General features: G+C 65.0%; 23 protein-coding genes and 1 pseudogene. 13 read left to right on the plus strand and 11 right to left on the minus strand.

Annotated features, from left to right (window positions below; all coding sequences use genetic code 11):
• Window positions 1-96 precede the first annotated feature (96 nt).
• The gene (locus C479_RS12980) at window positions 97-1038 is read left to right on the plus strand and encodes a formyltetrahydrofolate deformylase (protein ID WP_049907310.1); all 942 of its coding nucleotides are present in this window, start codon (window positions 97-99) and stop codon (window positions 1036-1038) included.
• A gap of 51 nt (window positions 1039-1089) precedes the next feature.
• Window positions 1090-1263, plus strand: a pseudogene (locus tag C479_RS15885) (acetamidase/formamidase family protein); the annotation flags it as partial.
• Window positions 1264-1404: 141 nt separating this feature from the next.
• Here C479_RS15885 and C479_RS12990 read toward each other — a convergent pair.
• Entirely contained in the window at window positions 1405-2424 is a 1020-nt protein-coding gene (locus tag C479_RS12990; protein ID WP_007703423.1) for a phosphoribosylaminoimidazolesuccinocarboxamide synthase, read from the minus strand.
• 248 nt (window positions 2425-2672) lie between these two features.
• Here C479_RS12990 and cofH point away from each other — a divergent pair, with 248 nt between their 5' ends.
• The 3 genes from cofH (at window position 2673) to ribB (ending at window position 5693) form a co-directional block, all read left to right on the plus strand.
• Window positions 2673-4127, plus strand: coding sequence for a 7,8-didemethyl-8-hydroxy-5-deazariboflavin synthase subunit CofH (gene cofH / locus C479_RS12995; protein WP_007703424.1), 1455 nt, complete (start codon window positions 2673-2675; stop codon window positions 4125-4127).
• Between the two features lie 191 nt (window positions 4128-4318).
• Window positions 4319-5023: a DUF120 domain-containing protein gene (locus C479_RS13000; protein WP_007703425.1), complete on the plus strand. Its 705-nt coding sequence runs from the start codon at window positions 4319-4321 to the stop codon at window positions 5021-5023.
• A complete protein-coding gene (gene ribB, locus C479_RS13005; RefSeq protein ID WP_007703426.1) occupies window positions 5007-5693 on the plus strand; it encodes a 3,4-dihydroxy-2-butanone-4-phosphate synthase in 687 nt (228 codons plus the stop codon). Before C479_RS13000 ends, ribB begins: the two co-directional genes overlap by 17 nt.
• Before the next feature lie 149 nt (window positions 5694-5842).
• Here ribB and arcD read toward each other — a convergent pair whose 3' ends face one another.
• Window positions 5843-7297, minus strand: coding sequence for an arginine/ornithine antiporter ArcD (gene arcD, locus C479_RS13010; protein ID WP_007703427.1), 1455 nt, complete (start codon window positions 7295-7297; stop codon window positions 5843-5845).
• Window positions 7298-7439: 142 nt separating this feature from the next.
• On the opposite strand from arcD, the gene C479_RS13015 reads away from it, so the two are divergent.
• Both C479_RS13015 and C479_RS16135 read left to right on the plus strand, forming a co-directional pair.
• A complete protein-coding gene (locus tag C479_RS13015) occupies window positions 7440-8372 on the plus strand; it encodes a branched-chain amino acid transaminase (protein ID WP_049907314.1) in 933 nt (310 codons plus the stop codon).
• A gap of 176 nt (window positions 8373-8548) precedes the next feature.
• On the plus strand, window positions 8549-8773 hold the full coding sequence (locus tag C479_RS16135) for a hypothetical protein (protein ID WP_152415901.1): 225 nt from the start codon (window positions 8549-8551) through the stop codon (window positions 8771-8773).
• Window positions 8774-8859: 86 nt separating this feature from the next.
• Here the strand turns inward: C479_RS16135 and C479_RS13020 are convergent, their stop codons facing one another.
• Both C479_RS13020 and C479_RS13025 read right to left on the minus strand, forming a co-directional pair.
• Complete coding sequence (locus C479_RS13020) at window positions 8860-9543, minus strand: DUF502 domain-containing protein (protein WP_007703432.1); 684 nt, start codon at window positions 9541-9543, stop codon at window positions 8860-8862.
• A 114-nt stretch (window positions 9544-9657) separates the two neighbouring features.
• Window positions 9658-10497, minus strand: coding sequence for a proline dehydrogenase family protein (locus C479_RS13025; protein WP_007703442.1), 840 nt, complete (start codon window positions 10495-10497; stop codon window positions 9658-9660).
• A gap of 222 nt (window positions 10498-10719) precedes the next feature.
• Here C479_RS13025 and C479_RS13030 point away from each other — a divergent pair, with 222 nt between their 5' ends.
• From C479_RS13030 to C479_RS13045, 4 genes are all read left to right on the plus strand, one after another.
• On the plus strand, window positions 10720-11265 hold the full coding sequence (locus C479_RS13030) for a CDP-2,3-bis-(O-geranylgeranyl)-sn-glycerol synthase (protein ID WP_007703443.1): 546 nt from the start codon (window positions 10720-10722) through the stop codon (window positions 11263-11265).
• Window positions 11266-11344: 79 nt separating this feature from the next.
• A complete protein-coding gene (gene pyrE, locus C479_RS13035) occupies window positions 11345-11878 on the plus strand; it encodes an orotate phosphoribosyltransferase (protein WP_007703446.1) in 534 nt (177 codons plus the stop codon).
• 308 nt (window positions 11879-12186) lie between these two features.
• Window positions 12187-14130 (plus strand): threonine--tRNA ligase, encoded by a 1944-nt coding sequence (gene thrS, locus C479_RS13040; protein ID WP_007703449.1) that lies wholly within the window; start codon window positions 12187-12189, stop codon window positions 14128-14130.
• A gap of 104 nt (window positions 14131-14234) precedes the next feature.
• Window positions 14235-14684, plus strand: a complete 450-nt coding sequence (locus C479_RS13045; RefSeq protein ID WP_007703452.1) for a pyridoxamine 5'-phosphate oxidase family protein — start codon at window positions 14235-14237, stop codon at window positions 14682-14684.
• A gap of 55 nt (window positions 14685-14739) precedes the next feature.
• On the opposite strand, the gene C479_RS13050 is transcribed toward C479_RS13045, so the two are convergent.
• The 3 genes from C479_RS13050 to C479_RS13060 all read right to left on the minus strand — a co-directional run bounded on the left by C479_RS13050 (window position 14740) and on the right by C479_RS13060 (window position 17404).
• The gene (locus C479_RS13050; protein ID WP_007703462.1) at window positions 14740-15174 is read right to left on the minus strand and encodes a universal stress protein; all 435 of its coding nucleotides are present in this window, start codon (window positions 15172-15174) and stop codon (window positions 14740-14742) included.
• A gap of 98 nt (window positions 15175-15272) precedes the next feature.
• On the minus strand, window positions 15273-15905 hold the full coding sequence (locus tag C479_RS13055) for a DsbA family oxidoreductase (RefSeq protein ID WP_007703465.1): 633 nt from the start codon (window positions 15903-15905) through the stop codon (window positions 15273-15275).
• A gap of 89 nt (window positions 15906-15994) precedes the next feature.
• Complete coding sequence (locus C479_RS13060) at window positions 15995-17404, minus strand: FAD-dependent oxidoreductase (RefSeq protein WP_049907315.1); 1410 nt, start codon at window positions 17402-17404, stop codon at window positions 15995-15997.
• Between the two features lie 265 nt (window positions 17405-17669).
• Here C479_RS13060 and C479_RS13065 point away from each other — a divergent pair, with 265 nt between their 5' ends.
• Window positions 17670-18398: a glycosyltransferase gene (locus C479_RS13065; RefSeq protein WP_007703470.1), complete on the plus strand. Its 729-nt coding sequence runs from the start codon at window positions 17670-17672 to the stop codon at window positions 18396-18398.
• A gap of 239 nt (window positions 18399-18637) precedes the next feature.
• A complete protein-coding gene (locus C479_RS13070; RefSeq protein WP_007703471.1) occupies window positions 18638-19111 on the plus strand; it encodes a hypothetical protein in 474 nt (157 codons plus the stop codon).
• Between the two features lie 27 nt (window positions 19112-19138).
• Here C479_RS13070 and C479_RS13075 read toward each other — a convergent pair whose 3' ends face one another.
• The 4 genes from C479_RS13075 to C479_RS13090 form a co-directional block, all read right to left on the minus strand.
• The gene (locus C479_RS13075; RefSeq protein WP_007703473.1) at window positions 19139-19456 is read right to left on the minus strand and encodes a DMT family transporter; all 318 of its coding nucleotides are present in this window, start codon (window positions 19454-19456) and stop codon (window positions 19139-19141) included.
• A gap of 139 nt (window positions 19457-19595) precedes the next feature.
• Complete coding sequence (locus C479_RS13080) at window positions 19596-19946, minus strand: hypothetical protein (protein ID WP_007703474.1); 351 nt, start codon at window positions 19944-19946, stop codon at window positions 19596-19598.
• 88 nt (window positions 19947-20034) lie between these two features.
• Window positions 20035-20901, minus strand: a complete 867-nt coding sequence (locus C479_RS13085) for a hypothetical protein (protein ID WP_007703477.1) — start codon at window positions 20899-20901, stop codon at window positions 20035-20037.
• A 357-nt stretch (window positions 20902-21258) separates the two neighbouring features.
• Window positions 21259-22002, minus strand: a complete 744-nt coding sequence (locus C479_RS13090; RefSeq protein WP_007703480.1) for an Lrp/AsnC family transcriptional regulator — start codon at window positions 22000-22002, stop codon at window positions 21259-21261.
• Between the last annotated feature and the right edge of the window lie 67 nt (window positions 22003-22069).

The following is a 22069-nucleotide window of genomic DNA, read 5'->3' on the forward strand; positions in this document are numbered from 1 at the left end:
GAACGGAGTGACCCGCGAGCGGCGAGGACCGAGTAGTGCGAGAGCCTCGAAACGGCGAGCGGGGAACGAAGTGACCCGCGAGCGGCGGTGGTTCCGATGACGAGCGAACTGACCGAAATCACGGTCATCGGCGAGGACGACACGGGGCTGGTCGCCCGGGTGACGAGCCTGCTCTTCGAGCGCGGGATCAACATCGAGGACATCGATCAGGCCGTCCGCGAGGGCGTTTTCCGGATGTACTTGGCGGTCGATACCGCCGGGATGGACGGACACCCGGAGACGCTGCGGTCGGACCTCCGGGACCTCGGCGACGACCTCGACCTCGACGTCCAGGTTCGATTCCCCGCGGACCGCGAGACCCAGCGGATCGCGGTGCTGGTCACGAGGGAGAGCCACTGCCTCGAGGCGCTGTTCGAAGCGTGGGCGAACGGCGACCTCGGAGCCGATATCGGGGTGGTCATCGGCAACCACGACGAACTCGAGCCGCTGGCCGACCACTACGACGTCCCCTTCCACGACGTCGGCGCGCCGTCCGGCGAGGTCGACGAGGACGAACTGCTCGCGGCGCTGGCTTCCTACGACGTCGATCTGATCGTGCTCGCACGCTTCATGCGAATCTTGAGCCCGAACGTCGTCTTTCGGTACGAAGATCGCATCATCAACGTCCATCCCTCCCTGTTGCCTGCGTTTCCGGGTGCCGAGGCCTACCGGCAGGCGCTGGAGGCGGGCGTGCGCGTCGCCGGCGTCACCGCCCACTACGTAACCACGGACCTCGACCAGGGACCGATCGTCACCCAGCGGGCGTTCGACGTCCCGGACGGTGCGGACCTCGCGAAACTGAAGGCAACGGGACAACCGCTCGAAGCCGACGCCCTCCTCGAGGCCGTCCAGTTGCACCTCAATGGGGACGTCTCAGTCCACCGCGGCCGGACGACGGTCCGCGAGAACGGCGACGGCTACCAGCTCGGACTGCCTGCGGCGGTGACGGACGCGAACCCCGACCGGCCCATCGACGGTATCGTGGGAGGCGAGGATTGAGCGTGTCTACCGAGCGAAATCTTCGGGATTCGAGCGGTGAGCGTAGTGAATCGTGAGCGAGGCGACGCACACCGGACGACTCTCGAAGACGACATGGGACCGATCCAGGTGATCGGGTCGGGTGCGACGATCAACGACGCGACCCAGACCGCCTTGGATCGCGTCGGCGACCTCCTCGATGACAGGGGCATCGTCCACCTCGTGCGTGAACAGTACGACCTCTAGGCGCATCGAGTCGACAGCCAGGATCGAGTCGGTATCGAGGACCATACACGGTGGCCGACCAGTCAACGGTCGACGGACGATCGCCGGTGAGAAGAGTGAATTCGGTCGCTATCACGCGTCCCGGTCACCACCACGCGGGGACTACAGTCGACTGACGGCGCCGATGGCCGTCGACAGCGCCGGTGCGTCGAAGTGGTCGGTTCCCGTGTAGGCGTTGGTTCCGGCACAGTACATGTCGCGAGCGGTCTGCAGCACGCTCTCGTCGAGGGATTCCGGCTCCCGCTCACACAGCGCCTTCCAGTCGGCCCGATCGGTTCGTTTGGCCTCGGCTTTCGCCGCGTCGATGGCGTCGACCCACTCGGGCTGGGTGCGCTTGTGGTGCTGGCGGAGCACCTCTTTCGAGAGCTGCGTGCCCTCGTAGCCGAAGCGATTCTCGTCAAAGGTGCCGACGACGTCGGCGACGCGGATCTCGCCCTGGTAGTAGAGACACTCGATCTTGCCATCCTGGTGGTCGAGACCGGCTCCGCTCGCCTGTCTCGTGACGATGCGGTTGACCTCGCGGGCTAGCGATTCGAGCTCGTCGATCGCCGCCGCGCCGGCGATCGCGTCGGCTTCGGCACGGTCCAGGTAGCGATCGGACTCCTCGTACTTCGTGGAGAACTCCACGATCGGGGTCTCCAGGTCGACGGCTTCCTCGGGCCAGGTGTCGAGATCGAGCCCGTGGTCGGCCGGGTCGGTTCGGCGTCGCAGACTCGAGCCGACGGGGACGCGGTTGCGAAAGACGATCTCGAGGGGGATCAGGAAGTTCTCGCCCGCGCCGGCGTGGTAGGCGTCGTAGTCGTAGTCGCGGCCTTCGTGTGGCAGGTCGGGAACCTGGGTGAGATCGATCGCCATCTCGCGCGGTGGCGAGGTCGTGTCGGTCAGCGGGACCGCCCGTCCGTCGTCGACCACGCCACGGTAGTGTGTCGCCACCCCGGCAGCCTCCAACCGTTCGAAGTTGTACGCCCCCATCGTACAGAGGCTCTCGCCTTTTTGGGGGATCTCGTCGGGCATCTTCCCCCAGTCGAAGACCGAGTAGTCGTCGGTGAAGACGAACGAGCCCCGACCCAGTTCGGTCGCCGTCGCCGGTTCGTCGATCTGAAACTCCTTGACTGACGTCATGCGATCACCGCGTTCCGGGCATTCGATCGTGACGCGACATCGTCTCGGTCGCCCATCACGCTTCCCGACGCAACCTGCACACCGGTGTTCATACCCGAGCAACTGCGGCCCTCCCCCATCAACCTTTCAGTGTGGCCCGACAGTTCGCCCGATCCGACTCGTTCCAGCGGCGTGGTACACCGACTCGTTCCAGCAACATTCGTCGGGGACCACCACGTTTTTGCGGGTACACTGGATTCCCTCCCCTGATGGACGGAACTGCGGGCGCGGGTGACGCCGCTCGACCCGGAGCGGGTGACGATGGCCGAGCCGAAGGGAGAGCGCAGCTGGCTGGTGCCGACGAACTCGACGTCTCGTTCGACATCGTCCCCGAGACCGACCAGTCGTTCGAGAACGCGATCGAGAAGGCCCGCGACGGCGTCCGCCTCACGGTCGACGACGCGATCGAACTCCTGACGACCGGCACCGACGTTGACGGAATCGACACGCGCCGGAAAGAGCAGGTGCTCCAGGCCGCCGATCACCGCCGGCAGGATGTCGTCGGCGACGAGGTCACGTTCGTGGCGAACCTGAACAACAACGTCACGACCGCGTGCAACGTCGGGTGCCTGTTCTGCAATTTCAAGGATGCGGCCCACACGTTCGAGACCGACTACGACTCGCCGGCCGAGGCCGAAGTCCCGGGATTCACCAAGACGCCCGCGGAGAGCCGCGAGATCGTCGCCGACGCCGTCGATCGGGGTATCTACGAGGTCACCTCGGTCTCCGGATTACACCCCGCGTTCGCCCTCGACGACGAACACCGCGCGACCCTCGAGGGATACGTGGACGAGCACGGACCCGAGGCCGCCTACCGCGATCTGAATTACAAGCGACCGGAGACGTACGAGACCGATCCGGGGACGTACGTCGCCCAGATAGAGGCGATGAGCGTCGACGGCGTCCACGTCCACTCGATGACGCCGGAGGAGGCCGCCCACGCCCGTCGCGGCACCGACTGGTCCTACGCGGAGATCTACCGGTGCCTCCGCGAGGCCGGCCTCGATACCGTTCCCGGAACCGCAGCGGAGATCCTCGTCGACGAGGTCCGCGACGTGATCTGCCCGGGCAAGATCGACACGCAGGGGTGGCTCGACGCGATGGAAGCCGCGGCCTCCGTCGGGATGGGGCTGACCGCGACGATCATGTACGGCCACGTCGAGAACGAGGCCCACCGAGCGGTGCACCTGAAGCGGGTTAGGGACCTGCAAGCCCGCGTCGACGGCGCGATCACGGAGTTCGTCCCGCTCTCTTTTATCCACCAGAACACGCCGCTGTACGAGCACGGCGTCGTCTCCGGCGGCGCCTCGCGTGCGGAGGACGAACTCATGATCGCGGTCTCGCGCCTCTTCCTCGACAACATCGAACACATTCAGTCCTCGTGGGTGAAGTACGGCGACGAGGGCGGCCTCTCGATGCTCGCCTGTGGCGCCGACGACTTCATGGGGACGATCCTCTCGGAGGAGATCACGAAGCGCGCTGGCGGCGAGTACGGCGAGTTCCGGTCGGTCGCCGACTACGCCGACCTTATCTCATCGATCGGTCGAATCCCCGTCGAACGGTCGACGGACTACGAACAGCGCCGCGTCGTCGATCCGAACGAGTCCCCGCTGGGCCCGCGGCTCGGACCGAAGGCCGACGGCACGCCACTGATTCGGGAGTGACACCGCCAGCGAATGTGATTCTCGGATGCACCAGATGCAGTCGTCGGTTCCCGCACCCGACGGGTTCATATCGCCGGAGCCGATTGAGTTGGGACAGAAACGGCTCGTTCGCGACGGCTACCTCGGATTCCATTTCTGGAATGCTCCCCACATCCGGTATGCTTTTACCGCCCGAGGCGGAAGCGTGAGGTATGTCAGTCACAGCGACGTCGGTCGTGGGCCACGACGAACGGGCCACGCTGAAGCTGCTCGCTCTCACGGGCGGGCTCGAAGGCGACGTCAAGATCTCGTGTGCCGATCTCGCCGAGCAACTCGACGCCTCGAACCAGACGGCCTCGCGACGCCTCCAGCGGCTCGAGAGCGCCGGGCTGATCGAGCGCGACACGGTCAGCGACGGCCAGTGGGTCGTCGTCACGGACGAAGGTGAACACGAACTGCGGGCCGCCTACGAGGAGTACCGGCGCCTCTTCGAGACGGCGCCCCAGGTCGATCTCGAGGGGACTATCACTAGCGGCATGGGCGAGGGCCGCCACTACATCTCGCTCCCAGGCTATCAGCGTCAGTTCGACGACCGCCTCGGCTACGATCCGTTCCCCGGGACGCTGAACGTCGAACTTCGCGACGAGAGCGTCCGTCGCCGCCGCGCGATGGACGCCGTCGAACCTGTCCCCATCGACGGCTGGGAGGACGACGAGCGAACCTACGGCCCCGCGGTCTGTCACCCGGCCACGATCGAAACGGCCGACGGCGAGACCTACACGGACGCCCACACGATCGCGCCGGAACGAACCCACCACGACGAGGACCAGCTCGAACTCATCGCCCCGGAGAAGCTCCGCGACAGCCTCGACCTGACCGACGGCGACCAGGTGATCGTCCATGTCGGAGACGACTGAGATGTCGGGCCACCAGACCGGCGCGAACGCACTGGAACGCGCCATCGACGCCTTCAGCCGCGGTGAGCCCGTCTGCGTCCACGACGCCGCCGACCGCGAGGGCGAGACCGACCTGATCTACCCCGCCGAGGCGGTCACCGCCGACGCCGTCGCCCGTCTTCGCAACGACGCGGGTGGCCTCGTTTGCGTCGCCCTCTCTCACGAGGTCGCCGAGGCGTTCGAGTTGCCGTTTTACACGGAGGCGGTGGATCACCCCGCCGCTGGTGACCACGAACTCGGCTACGACGACCGCTCGTCGTTTTCACTCACCGTCAACCACCGCGACACCTACACCGGCATCACCGACGACGACCGGTCGCTGACGATACGCGAACTTGCGGATGCCGCACGTAACCCCGACGCCGCCGATTTCGCCGATCGGTTCCGGGTTCCCGGCCACGTCCACCTGCTGAAGGCCGCCCCGGAGGGCCTCGCCCAGCGCGAGGGTCACACCGAACTCGGCCTCGCCCTGGCTGACGCGGCCGACACCGACCCCGCCGTCGTCGTCTGCGAGATGTTAGACGACGAGACCGGCGGCGCCGTGACGCCTCGCGACGCCCGTGCCTACGCCGCCCGGCACGACCTCGTCTATCTCGAGGGCAGCGAGATTCTGGACGTCCTCGGCGAGTAACTCGCTCGACGCGCTCTTCTACGGCATCCTTGGGACGACGGTCCGCCGTCTCTGGAACGCCCCACGACTGTCATCATTGCTTGCCAGTGCGCTCGTCGCGCTGGCCGAACTGCTGCGGGTAGCGATTCCCGAATCGAAGCCCGAGGGTGTCAGTCGTCGGCGACGACGGCAGCGTCGGCGAGATCGCGATTCTGGTCGTAGCCGTGGCCGGAGAACGCCATCGCGAACAACACGAGCGGCGAGAGGAACCCGAAGAAGTAGAACGGCAGCCACAGCCACGAGGTGGCGCCGGCGGTGTTCGGGAACAGCACGCCGGTCATGTAGACGGCACCGGCGTGCCACGGGAACAGCGGCCCCGTGGGAGTGCCGGCAGCTTCGACGGCCCGGGAGAGGTCGGTCTCGTCGAGGCCGTACTCCTCGTAGAGGCTGCGGAGGCTCATGCCGGGAACGACGATACTCATGTACTGCTGGGCCGAGAACGCGTTCGTCACCATCGCGGCGGCGCCGGTGCCGGCCACGAGGGAACCGGGCGAGTAGACAGCACTGGTGAGGTGGTAGGCGAGTGTCGCGAGCACGCCCGTGCGTTCGAGCAGGCCGCCAAGCGAGAGCGCGGCGACGACGACGGCGATGGTCCACGCGGAGCCATCGATCCCGCCGGTCGTCAGGAGGCCATTGACGAGTTTGCTGCCCGTCTCGGGGCTGGTGCCGTTCAGGAAGACGTCCCACGCGGCGGCGAAGCCGACATCCTGTACGAGTACCGTGGTGAACACGCCGGCGAAGATGCCGGCGATCAACGACGGCAGCGGCGGGTAGCCACGAATGGCGAGCCCGAACGTGACGACCAGCGGCAAGAAGACCAGGGGGCCGAGCGCGTACGAATCGGCGAGCGGCTCGCTGATGCTAGCGACGTCCGCGCCGCCGCCAGAAACCGCGTAGACGCCGAGTGCGGCGTACGCGACTAGCGACAGGCCGAACGCGAGAGCGGTGCCGGTTCGCATCGCCCTGATGTGATCGTAGAGCCCGCTGTTGGTGACGGCGGCGGCGAGATTCGTGGTGTCCGAGAGCGGGCTTTGCTTGTCGCCGGCGTAGGCCCCGGAGACGATGGCGCCGGCGGTCATCGGTGCCGAGACCCCGAGGCCGCTGCCGATGCCGATAAAGGCGACGCCGAGGGTGCCGACGGTGGTCCACGAGGAACCGATGGCAAAGGCGACGATCGCCGAGAGGATGGCTGTCGCCGGCAGGAAGACGGTCGGCGACAGTGCGCCGAGGCCGTAGTACATCAGGCCGGGGATCGTGCCGGCGCTGGTCCAGGTGGCGATGAGGCCGTAGATGACGAACAGGATGAGGATCGCCTGCAGCCCCATGCGGATGCCGGCGGCCGCGGCGTCGTAGACGCCGTCCCAGTCGTAGCCGAGTCGGTACCGGGCGAACAGTCCCGTGAACGCGATACTCCAGAGGAGCGGAGCGTGCGGTGCGAGGCCGAGAAAGCCGGAGCCGATGCCGAGTGCGGCGACGACGGCGACGATCGGCACGAGCGCCTCGCCGAGGCTGGGTCGTTTCGCCTCGTCAATGGTCTCGTAGGTGAGGGGTGTGTACTCGCTCATCTCCTCGTCGTAATTCCCTGCGCTAATTAAATAACCCGGTTCGATTATTATAGGGAATATGTGCCACTTCTCGCATCTCCCGGCACTACCTGCCCCAACCATCACTCGAGGTTTTAAGAGACGGCCGCGCCATCCCCCTCGTATGGCAAGCTTCGACGAGATGGACGTCGACACGATCTGGATGGACGGCGAGTTCGTCGACTGGGAGGACGCCCAGATCCACGTCCTCACGCACGCGATGCACTACGGGACCGGCATCTTCGAGGGCGCTCGCTGCTACGAAACCGAAGACGGCCCCGCCATCTTCCGCTGGCCGGAACATCTCGATCGCCTCTACAACTCCGCGAAACCCTACGAGATGGAGATCGATCACACGCGCGAGGAACTCACCGAGGCGACGATGGAACTCATCCGGCGGCAGGACTTGACTTCGTGTTACATCCGACCCCTCGCGTTCTACGGCTACGAGTCCCTGGGCGTCAGCCCCGGCGACTGTCCGACCCGCACCGCCATCGCCGTCTGGCCGTGGGGGACCTACCTCGGCGAAGACGCCCTCGAAAACGGCATCGACGTGATGGTCTCCTCGTGGCGCAAACACGCCTCCAGTCAGATCCCGACCAACGCCAAAACGACCGGCCTCTACGTCAACAGCATGCTCGCCGGCGAGGAGGCCCGCCGCAACGGCTACGCCGAAGCCATCGTCCTCAACAAGGAGGGTAACGTCGCCGAAGGTCCCGGCGAGAACATCTTCCTCGTCCGCGACGGCGAACTCTACACGCCCGGCCTCGCGGAATCCATCCTCGACGGCATCACCCGCGACACCGTCATCACGCTCGCCCGCGAGCTCGGCTACACCGTCCACGACGGCGCTACCATCTCTCGGGGCGAACTCCACACTGCCGACGAACTCTTCTTCACCGGCTCCGCCGCCGAGGTCACCCCGATCAAACGCGTCGACAACGTCGAAATCGGCGACGGCTCCCGCGGCCCCATCACCGAGGAGATCCAGACCCGCTTCTTCGACGTTGTCGAACGCCGCACCGACGACCACGAGGAGTGGTTTACGTACCCCTAACGAACTTTTTCGCTGCGCTCTGGCGGACCGACGCCAGCGCTGCTGGCGCACGGTCCGCCGACGCTCGGAAAAACTTCGATGAAAAGCACTCCTCCTTCCGTTCCGGGCGCGTAGCGCCCTCCACATCAGTCGTCGGCCCGCTCGCTCGGTCAGAGCCTCGCTCGCGGTGAACACATGTGAGTCCGCCAGCCTTTCCCCGGGTCGTGACGACGGCGCTTCGCGCCGGGTCACTCCCGGCCAACGGCTTCCTCCAATACTTCTTCAAACAACCAGCTGGCCGTGAGTCCGGTCGCCGCAATACGGCGGCCGGGCGAACCGGGGAAGGGCAGGCATTCCTATCGACTTGTACCGCGAGCAAGGCCGTCGGCCGAGCGAGCGGGCCGAAGACTGACCCAGAGTGAGCGTAGCGAACGGCGGGGAAGGAGGAGTGCTTTTCATCAACGTTTTGCCGAGGGCCAGCTCCGCTGGTCCGCAGCGCAAAAGGTTGTTAGTCGTCTGTTTTCGTCTCCGTCGTGGTCGTGCCCTCGTCGATGACGTCGATGGGGATGCCGCCGCCCATGGGGCCGTCGCGGTTGCTATCGCCGAAGCCGGCGCTCAGGACGCGGGTGAGGGCCTCTTCGACGTTTTCGTCGAGTTCCTCGACCTTGTCCGCTTCCACCTCGACGACGTAGCCGCTGGTGATGTTTGGAGAGGTGGGAATGAAGATGATCTCGCGGCCGTCTTTCGCGGTTTTGCCGGTCCGGAAGCCGGTCATCCGGAGGTCGTCCCAGACTTCGAGTTTGACCGGTTCCTGGAGCGTTTCCTGATCGCCGACGGCGGTCTGGGCGGCCATCTTCGAGGCGTTGTAGACGACGCGGAGGCCGGGGAGGCGGTTGGCGAGGTTGTCGATGAGGCGTTCGAAGAGGTCGCCGACGGTGGTTCGCATCAGGTAGCCGATGGCGAAGACGAGGATGACGAGGACCGTCATCGTGATCAGGACGCGGATGAGTCCGGCCAGTTGCTGGGCGGCTTCGCCGTTGCCGAGGAAGTCGACGATGAAGGCGTCCGGCAGGATGAACCCTGGCGCCAGTGCGGCGACGTAGCCGTAGAGCCAGTAGAGGACGAAGAGGGTGACGAGGATCGGGCCGAGGACCACGAGGCCGCTGGCGAAGTCCCGTTTCCACGAGGTCATGCTCGAAATCACTCACCCGGCCCCTATGAGCGTGTTCATTTGTTCCGGGTGAGGCCTGTACTGAACGGAGGTGTGGGCTGGTGGTACGCCGGCACCCAAACGTGCGCTCGGCGGTTATCGCCCGACGACGGCCCTGAGGGCGAACAGCAGATTCTCCTTGCGTTCGCGGACGCGCCGCCAGAAGTACGAGAGCCACTTGCCGCCGTAGGGGGCGTACTGCCAGACGTCGTACCCTTCGGCGGCGAGGTCGAACTGGGCGTCGGTTCGAACGCCCATGAGCATCTGGATCTCGAAGTCGGTGCCGTATTCGTCGTGGAGCCGTTTCGCCAGGTCGATCATTTCGGGATCGTGGCTGCCGACGGCGATGCCGCCGTCGAAGTGCTCGAAGGCGTATTCGAGGAGTTCCCGGTAGGCTTCGTCGACGCGGGCTTTGTCTTTGTACGCGATCGAGGCGGGTTCGTCGTAGGCGCCTTTTACGAAGCGGACCTTGCCGGGGACGTCGGCGAGTCGTTCGATGTCTTCGCGCGTGCGCTTGAGGTTTGCCTGGACGCAGAGGCCGACGCCGCCGTCGTGTTTCCGGGCCAGATCGCAGAAGACGTCGAGCGTGACGTCGGTCGTCGGGTGGTCTTCCATGTCGATCCAGACGAAGACGTCGCGGTCGGCGGCGTGGTCGACGAGGTCGGTCACGAGCTCGCGGAAGGTGTCGTCGCCGACGTCGAGCCCGAGTTGGGACGGTTTGATCGAGATGCAGGCGTCGACGTCGGTGTTCGCGAGTTCTTCGACGAGATCGCGGTAGGCTGCGGCGTCGTCCTCGGCAGGCCCACGCTCGTCGTAGTGTTCGCCGAGCCGGTTCAGAATGACTGAGACGTCACGCTCGTTTACTTCACGAGCGTGCTCGAGTGCGTCGGCCGGTGACTCACCGGCGACGAAACGACTCGCGATCGGGGGAAGCATACGCGACCATTTCGAGGCGGGATATATGTGCGTTGATGATTCGGGCTGGCCGTCCACGCCGTCATAGTGACTGGTGGGCGGAGTACGCTGCGCTGGCAGAAGCGGTAAGCGTGGTGCTGTATTGGTCGGGTTTCTCGCGTAATCGGTCGATCGGACTCGTGTCGGGGTGACGACCGAAAGTGAGTGCGATTAAGAGGGGTGAGTTCGTTCGACCGATCGAGAATGGGAGTACTCTCGACGATCGTCGTCGCGTTCTGGCTGATGTTGCCCGCGTACGTCCCGAACAACGCGGCGGTGCTGGCCGGCGGCGGACGGCCGATCGACGGCGGCCGGATGCTGGGCGGGTCACGACTGCTCGGTGACGGCAAGAGCTGGCGCGGAACCGCTGTCGGGACGGCCGTGGGGGCCGGGCTCGCGTTCGCCTTGAACGCGGTTTCGGGCGAGGTTGGTTCGGCGATCGGGATCGCGTTGCCGACGTTCCCTGTCGCGGTGGCGATCGCCCTGCCGCTTGGGGCGATGTGTGGTGACATCGCTGCCTCCTTCCTCAAACGGCGGACCGGTCGACGCCGCGGCGCGCCGTTTCCGGTGGTCGACCAGCTCGACTTCGTCGTTCTGGCGCTCGCGTTCGCGTACGTCGTCGCGCCGGGATGGTTCCGCGACGAATACACCCTCGGCGTCCTCGCGGTGATTCTCGTGTTGACGCCGATCCTGCACGTCGGGACGAACGTCCTGGCCTACTGGTTCGGGTTCAAGGACGAACCGTGGTAGGCGTGGGGCCGAGGGGGTTGTCGAACCCGAAGCATCTGCTTTCAAACCGCTTATCTCGGTCGCCTCGCACACGTCGAGTATGACCAACCAGACACTCATCGACGCGTTGCGGGCCGCGGATGCGGTCAAATTCGGCGAGTTCGAACTCGCCCACGGCGGGACGAGCGAGTACTACGTCGACAAGTACCTCTTCGAGACGGATCCGACCTGTCTCTCGGCGATCGCCGACGCGTTCGCCGAGCACCTGGGCGCGGACGACAAACTCGGCGGCGTGGCGCTGGGGGGCGTCCCGCTCGCGGCGGCGACGAGTGTGGTGGCGGATGTCCCGTACGTCATCGCGCGCAAGCAGCGCAAGGACTACGGCACGGCGAATCTCGTCGAAGGCCGCCTCGACGAGGGCGAGTCGGTCGTCGTGATCGAGGACATCGTGACGACCGGGACGAGTCTGGTCGAGGCCGTCGAGGCGCTCAGGGACGCGGGTGCGACGGTCGAGCGCGCGCTGGTCGTCGTCGATCGCGAGGAGGGCGGCCGCGAGACGGTCGCGGACGCGGGCGTCGAGATGGACGCGTTGGTGACCGCGAGCGAACTGCTCGCCGACGCCGATCGGGAGTGAGTTCGCGGGCGGGTGAGTCACGGTCCGGCGACTTCCCGGGTCAAAGCTGGACCGATCGTCGTCGGTCCTCGCCGGGCGGACCCGGCACGTGCCGGTTCTCGCCGACGGCCGGGGGCTCGACCATCAAAACGTTTTTATTGCGGTCCGGGCTACGCGTAGTCACGATGGTAGGTGTCCGCTTTACAGGGCGTTCCGCCCGCTTCTAACCCACACCTACCGGTCGCTGTGTCGGAATCGGTCGACCAGCGGGCGGCGTTCGCGGACGCCGGATCGGGCTTCTCCGAGAAGTACCACGCGCTATCACAGTCATGTCAGAACCAGATTCACAGCACGGAATAGCGGTCGTATTGCCGGACGGGTCCGAACTCGACGTCGACGCGGACGCGACCGTCGAGGACTGCGCCTACGAGATCGGCCCCGGCCTCGGGAGTGACACGGTCGCGGGCAAACTCGATGGCGAGCTCGTCGCCAAAGAAGCATCCGTCTACGACGGGGTGAACTTAGAGATCGTCACCGACCAGTCCGACGAGTATCTGGACGTGATGCGTCACTCGGCGGCGCACACGCTTGCCCAGGCCGTCGAGCGTCAGTTCGGTGACGACGTTCAGTTGGCGATCGGGCCACCCACCGACGAGGGCTTCTACTACGACTTCGATCAACTCGACGTCGACGAGGACGACCTTCCGGATCTCGAGGCGGAGATGGCGTCGATCGTCGACGAAGACCTCGATATCGAACGCGAGGAGGTCTCGATCGCCGAGGCCGAGGACCGTCTCGCCGACGAGCCGTACAAACTCGAACTCTTAGAAGAACTGGCCGCGGAGGGTGAGACGGTCACCTTCTACAGTCAGGGCGAGTGGGAGGACCTCTGTGCCGGCCCGCACGTCGACTCGACCGGCGAGATCGGTGCGGTAAAACTGCTCGAGATCGCTGGCGCCTACTGGCGCGGCGACGAGGACAACCCGATGCAGACCCGGATCTACGGGACGGCCTTCGAGAGCGAGACCGATCTCGAGGAGTTCCTCGAACGGCGGGAGGAAGCCAGAGAACGCGATCACCGCAAGATCGGTAACGAGATGAACCTCTTCTCGATTCAGGACGTCACGGGTCCCGGCCTCCCGCTGTATCACCCGCCGGGAAAGACGGTCCTGCAGGAACTCTCGTCGTTCGTCGGTGAATTGAATCGTGATGCGGGATACGACTACGTCGAGACGCCCCACGTCTTCAAGACCGATCTCTGGCACCGTTCGGGCCACTACGAGAACTACAAGGACGACATGTTCGTCTTCGACGTCGGCGACGACGAGTTCGGCCTGAAGCCGATGAACTGTCCCGGCCACGCCGCCATCTTCCAGGACCAGTCCTGGAGTTACCGCGACCTGCCGATCCGCTATGCCGAGGACGGGAAGGTATACCGCAAGGAACAGCGCGGCGAACTCTCCGGGCTCTCACGTGTGTGGTCGTTCACCATCGACGACGGCCACCTGTTCGTCCGGCCCGACCAGATCGAGGCGGAGGTCGAGCAGATCATCGAGATGATATTCACCGTCCTCGAGACGTTCGACTTGGAGTACGAGGTCGCCCTCGCGACGCGTCCCGAGAAGAGCGTCGGCAGCGACGAGATCTGGGAGCGCGCCGAGTCGATCCTCGAATCCGTCCTGGAGGAGTCGAAGATGGACTACGAGGTCGAGCACGGCGACGGCGCCTTCTACGGGCCGAAGATCGACTTCGGGTTCGAGGACGCCATCGGCCGCAGCTGGGACGGCCCCACCGTCCAACTGGACTTCAACATGCCCGAGCGCTTCGACCTCTCCTACGTCGGCGAGGACAACGAGGCCCACCGCCCGGTGATGATCCACCGCGGCATCTACGGCAGCTACGAGCGCTTCTTCATGGTGCTCATCGAGCACTACGAGGGTAACTTCCCGCTCTGGCTCGCGCCCGAACAGCTTCGCGTCCTGCCGATCTCGGACGACAACCTCGCGTACGCTCACGAGGTCGCCGACGAATTCGGCGACTTCCGCGTCGAGGTCGACGAGAGTGACGCCACGCTCGGCCGGAAGATCCGCGCCGCCCACGACGACCGCGTCCCCTACCAGCTCATCGTCGGCGACGACGAGGAGGCCGACGGCACGATCTCGGTGCGCGACCGCTACGAGGACCAGCGAGAAGGGGTCGACCTCGAGACGTTCCACGACCACGTCGCGGCCGAACGCGCCGAAAAACGGACGGATCCCGACTTCCTGCAGTAGTCGGCCATTCTCGCGGTGATATCGCCAAAAGCGGTGAGGGACTTGGCGTTTTCCTGCACTCGATTTCAGGAAACGCTGAAGGTGATACCGAGTTTGGGTCGGATATGGAACTCGTCGAGAACACGCTGCCCGCCGACCTCGATACCGTCCTCGACCGACCGCTGTTTTGCTTTTTCGCCACGGCGTCGCCCGACGGGTACCCGCGCATCTCGCCGCTGTGGTACCTCTGGGAGGACGAGTGCATCTGGATCATCGCCGACACGATCGAGAAGTCCTACACTACCCGCGTCGAACGCACGCCGGAAACGGCCGCGGCGATCGTCGACTTCGACCCGACGTCCGGACGGGTGTACCACGTCGGGATGCGCGGTCGGTCGACGATCGAACCGCTCGATGACGCTCGCGCCACGCGGCTGCTTCGGCGGTACCTCGGCCCGAACCGCGAGGAGTGGGACGACCGGTTCGCGTCACTCGATCCGGAGCGCTGGGGGCTGATCCGGTTCGAGCCGGAGTCGGTCGTCGCCCGGGACCAGTCGTTTTCCCCGTCGCTGTGATCGGTGGTGTCGAACGGAGACACCGGTCGGTATCGAGGGTCGGTCCCGCCGACCCTCATCGGACGATGGTCACTGGGACGGGGGAGCGACGGGTGATCGTCTCGGCGACGCTGCCGAGCAGGATGCGTCGGGCACCGGTGCGGCCGTGACTACCGATGACGACGTGGTCGATGTCGTGGTCCTCGACGTACTCGAGGATCGAGCGCGAGACGCTTCCGACGACGTGGTCGGTCTCGATCTCGGAACCGGCGTCGGCAGCGGTCTCGCGGGCCTCTTCGAGGAGGTTCTCCGCCCGTTCGTTCTGGTGTTCCATGATGGCGTCGTAGTTGGCCATGGCGCCACCCTCCATGCCAGTGGCCGCGTAGAAGTCGCTGGGATCGATCACGTGGACGGCGGTGATCGTCGCCTCGGGGTGTTCGTCGATCGCGAATTCGAGCGCGTCGGTCGATCGCTCTGAGTCGTCGTACGGGACGAGGACGTGGTGTGCCATGAGCGATGATTCGCGCTCATCCGAAATAAACGCCCGGTCGGGTGCGAGGACGTGGGAACCGTCGTTGGGAGCTGATTCGTCCGTCCGGCCGTGTCGACTCAGGCGCCCTCGACGAGGCGTTCGAGCTGGGTCGGCGGGACGGCACCGCGGGCCGCGTGTTCGTCGGTGGTGAACGTCGGGACGCCCGTGACGCCCTGGCGACGGGCGTCGGCGAACAGGTCTTCGAGCTCGTCTCGTCGAGTCTCGTCGGCCGCCACCTCGCGGATTTCGTCGCCGTCGAGTCCGACAGACGCGGCGACGTCTGCGAGCACGTCGGGGGAACCGATGTCGCGGCCGTCGATCCACAGGGCCTCGAGAATCGCGTCGTCGAATGCTCGCCACGTGTCCGGGTGGATGTCGTCGACGTAGTAAGAGGCAATCTGCGCGGGGAGCGAGTCGGTCTCGGGTACCTCGTCCAGGTTCAGCATGTCGTCGACGCCGTACTCGTCCTGGAGGCGTTCGACGTTCTGGCGTGCCTGTTCGTAGTAGGCCTCGTCCTTGCCGTCGTCGACGTCGTGATTGATCTCGCCGTCCGGTCCTCGCTTCCCGCTGCGCAGATCGAACGGGTGCCACTCGATCTCGAGCGGGGCGTCGCGGGACGCTTCGTACGTTTCGAGCGAGCGCCGTCCGAGGTAGCAGAACGGACAGACGTGGTCGGAGTAGACGGTGAGCTGGTCGACAGTGTCGCTCATGGGATGAACGTGGGCGTTCACGTGGAAAAGGCGCCGGGTCGCGGCAGAATCGGTGTCAGATCGGGTGTCGGCGCGGACTGTCTGTCTCGTCAGTCGTCGTCGGCGGCGATCGGCTCGGCGTCGTCCGTCGACGCGGCCTCCTCGACCGATTCGTCCTCGTCGGGATCGTGCGGGAAGTTTCCGATCGTGGCGTCCTCGAAGGCGTCGACGTCGAAGTCATACTCGCCGTCGAGGAACTCGAGGACCTGTTTCGTGTCGCGTCGGGCGTTTTTCAGACAGGTCGAGGCGCCGGGCGAGGGCGTCACGTTGAAGACGATATCGTCGCCGGTGATCGTCGCCTCACCCATGTCGAGGGACTTCGTGCGCGTGTTGACGATCTGTGGGCGGACGCCGCCGTAGCCCTTCGCCCGCTCGATGTCGTCGAGTTCGACCGTCGGGACGACCTTCTTGACGTGCGGCAGGAAGGCACGTGGGCCAACAGCCGGCAGGTCGTACAGCAGGTTCTTGACGACGTAGGGAAAGAGGATGCGGTCTGCGAGGATGTTGGTGTAGCTGAGGAAGGAACTGGGGCTGAGCCCGAAAACGTCGAAGAAGTCGGGGACGGTCGAGAGCCGCCCGCGTTCGAGGGCGGGGACGACCTTCGCCGTCGGGCCGAAACGGGTGAGGTCGCCGTCGTGGACCTCGGCGTCGCCGTGGACCGCGGCGAAGGGGAGCTTCTTCATCTGCAGCGTGTAGACCTTGCCGTTGAGGAGGCCCTCGTCGGCGACGAAGAAGCTGCCGGCGACCGGGAGCAAGGAGAGGTGTTCGCCGTAGCCCATCTCCTGGGCGATCTGCAGGCTGTGTGACCCGGCCGCGACGACCGTGGCGTCGGCTTCGAAGTGCCCGGCGTCGGTATCGATGACGAAGCCGTCGTCCTCGTCCGATATCTCCGTGACTTCCGTGCCGGTGAAGACGTCGACGCCGTCGTCGTCGCGGACCTCGTCGACGAACGACTTCGCGAGTTTGCCGTAGTCGACCGTGTAGCCGTCCGGCGTCTGGAGTGCGAGCATCTCCTTGCCTGGGTCGCGGCCCTCGACGACCTTCGGCTCGATCTCGGCGATCTCGTCGCGGTCGATCGCCTCTAGCTTCGGGAAGAGGTCGCCGAATCCCTCTTCGTGATAGCGCTGTTCGAGCGAGTCGACCTCCTCGTCGCCGACCGCGAGCACCATCTTCGAGCGCTTCGAGTGCATCTCACGGTCGGAATCGTTCGATTCGAGGTAGCCGGCGACCATCTCGGCCCCTTCCTTGACCGACTCGGCCTTCTCCAGGGTGTAGTTGGTCTCGATGTCCCCGAAGTGAAGCGTCTGGGAGTTGTTCGTGTGATGGGAGTTGATGGCCGCGATCTCGTCTTCCTTCTCGACGAGCGCGACGCGTTCGACGTCAGTAAACTCCGCGACAGTGTACAACAGCGATGCCCCGCTAATCCCGCCGCCGACGATGACTAAGTCGTATTCCTTCATGGTTGACTCGAACCGACTCGGTGTGTTGTCCTCATCGACAAACTGGACTCGATACACAAAATAACTCCTACATCGGCTGAAATGTGGTGTGGTGCCATACCACTCGAAGGGAGTTTACTTCGATCGAGTCGGGGTACCGTCCGGCGCGTGCGGTCCACCGACGCAGCGTTTGGGCGACCGGTCATCCAGCGCCCGGTCAGCACCGGTCACCGAGCGTCCAATCAGGGGGATCGTTTACGGGCGTGGTCGGTGTTCTCGACTGCCGATGGTCGACCGACGCGAGCCCGACCGCCTGTCCGACCCCCGGAACCGGCCCTGGGTCAGTCCCACCGACCGATCGGTGAGTGCGGTGATCCCCGCGCGTAACGAAGCGGCGTACATCGACGCGACGCTGTCCTCCTGTCGGGAACTTATCGGTGCGTCGTTCGACGAGATCATCGTCGTCGACGGCGAGTCGACGGACGAGACGGTCCCGATCGCTCGCGACCACGGGGTGACCGTCGTGACCGAACCGGAGCGGAGTATCGCGAGAGCGCGGAACGTTGGCGCCCGACGGGCGACCGGCGAGTGGCTCGCGTTCGTCGACGCGGATACGGTTCTCGACCCATCGTATCTCTCGGCGATGCTCACGTACGTCGATCTGACTGGCCGCGCCGCGGCGAGTTCGTACTGCCGGATCACTGGCCCGGTGCGAGCGAAACTGATGCAGGGGACGATCAATCGACTCTTCCCGCGACTCACCCACCCCATCCTCCCGGGATTCAATACGTTCGTCCACCGGGCGGCGTTCGACGCACTCGGAGGCTTTCCCGACGTCCCTAACGAGGATACGGCGTTCAGTCGGCGACTCGCCGCCGAGTATCCGACCGGCTACTGCCCGAGAATCCTCGTCGAGACGTCCGGTCGCCGCGTCGCTGCCGACGGACTCACGGGGACGCTCTGGCACTACGCACGACTGGATGTCGGCCGGGTACGGGCGACCGGAGTGGGATGAGGTGGACTGCTGCGGACGACTCGCTTTGGACGGGGTAGCCTGCCGTCCAACCGGCCTGGGACGGGGTAGCGATCGGCGGTACTGGATCCCATCGGCGCTCGCTCATGCGCCCCGTCTTCGGCCGTTTTTCTTCCTATCGGCAATCTGGGGGCCTATAACTGCCGAAATGGGGGTATCTGGTAGCTTCATCGTCCACCACTTTATTTAATACCTCTCGGAAACGCCATCTGGACAGCTACATGTCGAACGTGTTTCTCGCGCGGTGTGAGTCGCCGGCCTTCGACGACACTGTCGTATCGCCTGTCGATCTGACGTCCGTTCCCGATGCCCCCGACGGCCTGGCCGACGGCGAGTCGGTTCGGTTCTGGGGAGTGAGCGACGGTTCGCGAAACGAGTCGAATTTCGCCAAACTGGAACCCGACGATCTCGTCCTGTTCTTCCGGGACGACGCCTACGTCGCCACGGGGCGGGTCGAGACGACGGTCGAAGACGAAGACGGCTGGGCCAGCGACGCGTTCGAGACGGGTGAGACGTTCAGTATGCTCTACTCGCTCTCGGCCGTCGAGGAGATTCAAGTACCGCGAGCGAAGGTGAATCGACTCTTCGACTACTCGGATTCGTACGAACCCCACGGACTGTTACGCGTCAACCCGTCCAACGTGGACGGCTCCCTCGCGGCGATCGAACTCGCCTTACAACGCGTTAGTGAGTAGGCGTCGCGTCGATCACCCTCCACTCCGTCAGTGGCCGCCGGCGAGGTGAAGGCCGACGATCCCGACGACGATGAGCCCGACGAAGCCGGCTCGTGCGAGCGTCGCGGGTTCGTCGAAGAGGACCACGCCGAGCGTCGCGGTTCCGACGGCGCCGATGCCCGTCCACACTGCGTAGGCCGTCCCGATCGGGAGTTCCGTGACAGCCCGCGCGAGCAGAACCATACTGATCGCGAGCGCGATCAGGGTCGCGACCGTCGGGCCCGGTTTCGTGAACCCGTCGGAGTACTGGAGCCCGATCGCCCAGGCGATCTCGAACAGGCCCGCCAGCAGGAGGACGTACCACATCGTGTATCCCGGGTTCGGGCCCGTTCGATCTTAGGCTCCCCGGTTCACGGCTGAACGAGCCGTGCGGTCACGATTGACCAGTCCCGGTCCTGGCTATGACGAAGGGTCGTGATCCAGCGACGTTCGTGTGGTTCTCGGCTCAGATCGGTTCGGTCTCGTGTAAAAACGCCTGGAATTCGACCGTTCGTCCCTCGGGATCCTCAGCGAAGAACTGGTAGATTCGATAGCGCTCGTTCTCGACGGGCTCGTCGTGGGCGACGTCGGAGAGTCGGTCGTACGCGTCGTCGACGGCGGCGGGCGAATCGAAGACGACCGTGATCGTGCCGTCGGTCTCGGCGTGGTCGCGATCACAGAACCCGAGCAGCTGATTGTCGTAGCGCAGGATCGTGCAGTCGGGTTGTTCGAGCCAGCGGTCGGCACCGACCCGCTCGACGTAAAATTCGACGACCGATTCGCGTGATCGGGTTCCGAAGAAGACGATTCCGGACATACGAGTTCTATTCGTCGCGTCCGAGTTTGCAGTTTCGGTCGGGCCGGCAGTGAGCGACGGCCGGTGCCGGTGGGCGCTCTCTGGTCGTTCAGTCCGCGTGGTGTTCGGGCGAGTCAGCGGCCGATGGAAGCGTCCCGTCGGAAAGCGACCGTGCACTTCGTACGCGGCGGATACCGGTCCGGATGGCCGTCTCGAGGACGACGATGCCGATAGAGGCCGCAGCGAGCACGCCGATCGCGAGAACGTGCATCCCGCTTTCGGGGACGGTGAACACCTCCGTGTACATAGCCGTCGGGACGACCACTGCGTAGAGGGCGGCGGGTGCGAGCAGGCCGCGACCGAGTACGGCGCCGAGCGCAATCACCGTGGCCACCGCCGCGAACCCACCGCCGAGAATCGAGCCGGCGAGGTCCCAGTTGTGGCTCGCTTCGAGCTGGGTCAGGACCGCTATCCCGACGAGGATGCTGACGGTGCCGACGACCGTGATGCCGGTCGAACGGGACCGTGTTAGGGTCGGCAGCGTTCGGATACCGTCACTGCCGAGCTCGTACCGGCTCCTGAGCGCGTACTCTGCGATCGCGCCGACGAGCAAGAGCGAGAGCCAGACGGCCCACGACTCGGCGTACCACAGGACGTAGAACGCGCCGTCGACGACGATGGCGCCGCCAAGTTCGCCGATCCGTTCCGGACCGGGCGTCGCGAGCTCGACGACGCTCACGACAGTGACGAGCGCCCCGAAGCCGATCCCGGGCGTGAGCAGCCGCGTGTAAAGGCTGCACCCGACGGCGATGAAGCCGAGGCAGAAACTTCCCAGCAGGAGCGCCGTCATCGGGGCGTTCGGAACGACGGCCTGGTACTCGAAGAGACTGAACAGTCCGTAGACGAGGAAGGCGTGGGCAAATCCGGCGAAAGAGCCACCGAGGATGGTGGCCTGGAGGGTGCGCGAAAGCTGCATGTTCGTCCATATCCATCCGTTCGGCACACTTGTAAGTATTCATTGCAATCGAGTGTGTACGTTTGTGTCGTGCCCGCGAGTGACACGCCCGTTCGGTCGTCACTTTCTGTAGTCAGTTGGGTCGAGCAGGAATGGTGGCAGTGTCCCACAGTGGTGGGTCGGATGGTATCGACGCCCGTCTCGTCCCCGTCGGAGGTGTGCCGGAGACGAGGGTTCCGCGGGATGATACTCGCGGCACCGATGCAAGTGAGTTCAACGGGATCTCTCCTCGGTCTTCGAAGCGCGTCTGAAACCGAGTCGTGGGTCGAGCCTGGCGTCTTTCCCAACGCCGATTGGACGCGATTCTGTCCCTCCTGCTCACTGACCGGTGAACACTTCGATGGTGCCGTCGGCAATTCCGGAGCGGGAATGGACCGTAACGAAATCTCCTTCTTCGATCGTTGTCTCGCCGGTCGGAGTGATGGCTTCCTCATTCCGATTGATTCGTACAACGAGGACATCCGACGGGACGAGTCCCTCGCCGTTGGCTTCTTCGAGCGTTTTCCCGGCTATCGGTGCGTGGTCCCGGACGATCACTTCGACGACGTCGGCATCTCCGGCCAGGCCGGCGACGCCGGTCACCGGTGAAATCGGTTCTTCGTCCCGGGGCCCGAACGGCGCGTACGGGCGGACGTACTCACGGTGAACCAGATCTTCGTCGTCGATCTCGATTCCGAGCGAAGTCAGTCCCTGTGCGATTCTCGTGAGATCGTCCGTATCCGTCCCGATCACCGTGATACGCAGGTCCCCCCGTCCCGACATAATCTCACGGACGGTGATCACGCCGGGAACGTCGAGTGCCCGCTGGGCGAGTTCCTGCCGATCGCGGTCACCGGTACTGCAAACGTAGTGATTTCGTAACCGCCCGTCTACCTTTTCGTAGTCGATGTTGGCTGTGTACCCGCGAATGACGCCCGCCTCTTCGAGGCGACGGATTCGATTTCGGACCGTCGGTGCCGAGACATCGACCTTCTCGGCGATGTCGGGAGCCGAGGTGTGACGGGCCTCTTGAGCCAGGTAATACAGTATTTGCTCGTCAACTGAATCGATTTCAAGGCCCATGCGTATAGAGAACTATCGATTCTCCATTTTCTTTTAGGTTACGTTTGGTTTTCCGGTTTTCAACAGG

The organism is Halovivax asiaticus JCM 14624 (assembly GCF_000337515.1).
Classification (GTDB): domain Archaea; phylum Halobacteriota; class Halobacteria; order Halobacteriales; family Natrialbaceae; genus Halovivax; species Halovivax asiaticus.

What these genes read in the sequence shown, in the direction of transcription:
- C479_RS13025 (WP_007703442.1), bottom strand. Translation starts at nt 10,497, where the DNA reads ATGCTTCCCCCGATCGCGAGTCGTTTCGTCGCCGGTGAGTCACCGGCC.
- C479_RS13080 (WP_007703474.1), bottom strand. Translation starts at nt 19,946, where the DNA reads ATGTCCGGAATCGTCTTCTTCGGAACCCGATCACGCGAATCGGTCGTC.
- cofH (WP_007703424.1), top strand. Translation starts at nt 2,673, where the DNA reads ATGGACGGAACTGCGGGCGCGGGTGACGCCGCTCGACCCGGAGCGGGT.
- C479_RS12990 (WP_007703423.1), bottom strand. Translation starts at nt 2,424, where the DNA reads ATGACGTCAGTCAAGGAGTTTCAGATCGACGAACCGGCGACGGCGACC.
- C479_RS13015 (WP_049907314.1), top strand. Translation starts at nt 7,440, where the DNA reads ATGGCAAGCTTCGACGAGATGGACGTCGACACGATCTGGATGGACGGC.
- thrS (WP_007703449.1), top strand. Translation starts at nt 12,187, where the DNA reads ATGTCAGAACCAGATTCACAGCACGGAATAGCGGTCGTATTGCCGGAC.
- pyrE (WP_007703446.1), top strand. Translation starts at nt 11,345, where the DNA reads ATGACCAACCAGACACTCATCGACGCGTTGCGGGCCGCGGATGCGGTC.
- ribB (WP_007703426.1), top strand. Translation starts at nt 5,007, where the DNA reads ATGTCGGAGACGACTGAGATGTCGGGCCACCAGACCGGCGCGAACGCA.
- C479_RS13090 (WP_007703480.1), bottom strand. Translation starts at nt 22,002, where the DNA reads ATGGGCCTTGAAATCGATTCAGTTGACGAGCAAATACTGTATTACCTG.
- C479_RS13030 (WP_007703443.1), top strand. Translation starts at nt 10,720, where the DNA reads ATGGGAGTACTCTCGACGATCGTCGTCGCGTTCTGGCTGATGTTGCCC.
- arcD (WP_007703427.1), bottom strand. Translation starts at nt 7,297, where the DNA reads ATGAGCGAGTACACACCCCTCACCTACGAGACCATTGACGAGGCGAAA.
- C479_RS12980 (WP_049907310.1), top strand. Translation starts at nt 97, where the DNA reads ATGACGAGCGAACTGACCGAAATCACGGTCATCGGCGAGGACGACACG.
- C479_RS13085 (WP_007703477.1), bottom strand. Translation starts at nt 20,901, where the DNA reads ATGCAGCTTTCGCGCACCCTCCAGGCCACCATCCTCGGTGGCTCTTTC.
- C479_RS13055 (WP_007703465.1), bottom strand. Translation starts at nt 15,905, where the DNA reads ATGAGCGACACTGTCGACCAGCTCACCGTCTACTCCGACCACGTCTGT.
- C479_RS13065 (WP_007703470.1), top strand. Translation starts at nt 17,670, where the DNA reads ATGGTCGACCGACGCGAGCCCGACCGCCTGTCCGACCCCCGGAACCGG.
- C479_RS13075 (WP_007703473.1), bottom strand. Translation starts at nt 19,456, where the DNA reads ATGTGGTACGTCCTCCTGCTGGCGGGCCTGTTCGAGATCGCCTGGGCG.
- C479_RS13000 (WP_007703425.1), top strand. Translation starts at nt 4,319, where the DNA reads ATGTCAGTCACAGCGACGTCGGTCGTGGGCCACGACGAACGGGCCACG.
- C479_RS13020 (WP_007703432.1), bottom strand. Translation starts at nt 9,543, where the DNA reads ATGACCTCGTGGAAACGGGACTTCGCCAGCGGCCTCGTGGTCCTCGGC.
- C479_RS13050 (WP_007703462.1), bottom strand. Translation starts at nt 15,174, where the DNA reads ATGGCACACCACGTCCTCGTCCCGTACGACGACTCAGAGCGATCGACC.
- C479_RS13070 (WP_007703471.1), top strand. Translation starts at nt 18,638, where the DNA reads ATGTCGAACGTGTTTCTCGCGCGGTGTGAGTCGCCGGCCTTCGACGAC.
- C479_RS13045 (WP_007703452.1), top strand. Translation starts at nt 14,235, where the DNA reads ATGGAACTCGTCGAGAACACGCTGCCCGCCGACCTCGATACCGTCCTC.
- C479_RS13060 (WP_049907315.1), bottom strand. Translation starts at nt 17,404, where the DNA reads ATGAAGGAATACGACTTAGTCATCGTCGGCGGCGGGATTAGCGGGGCA.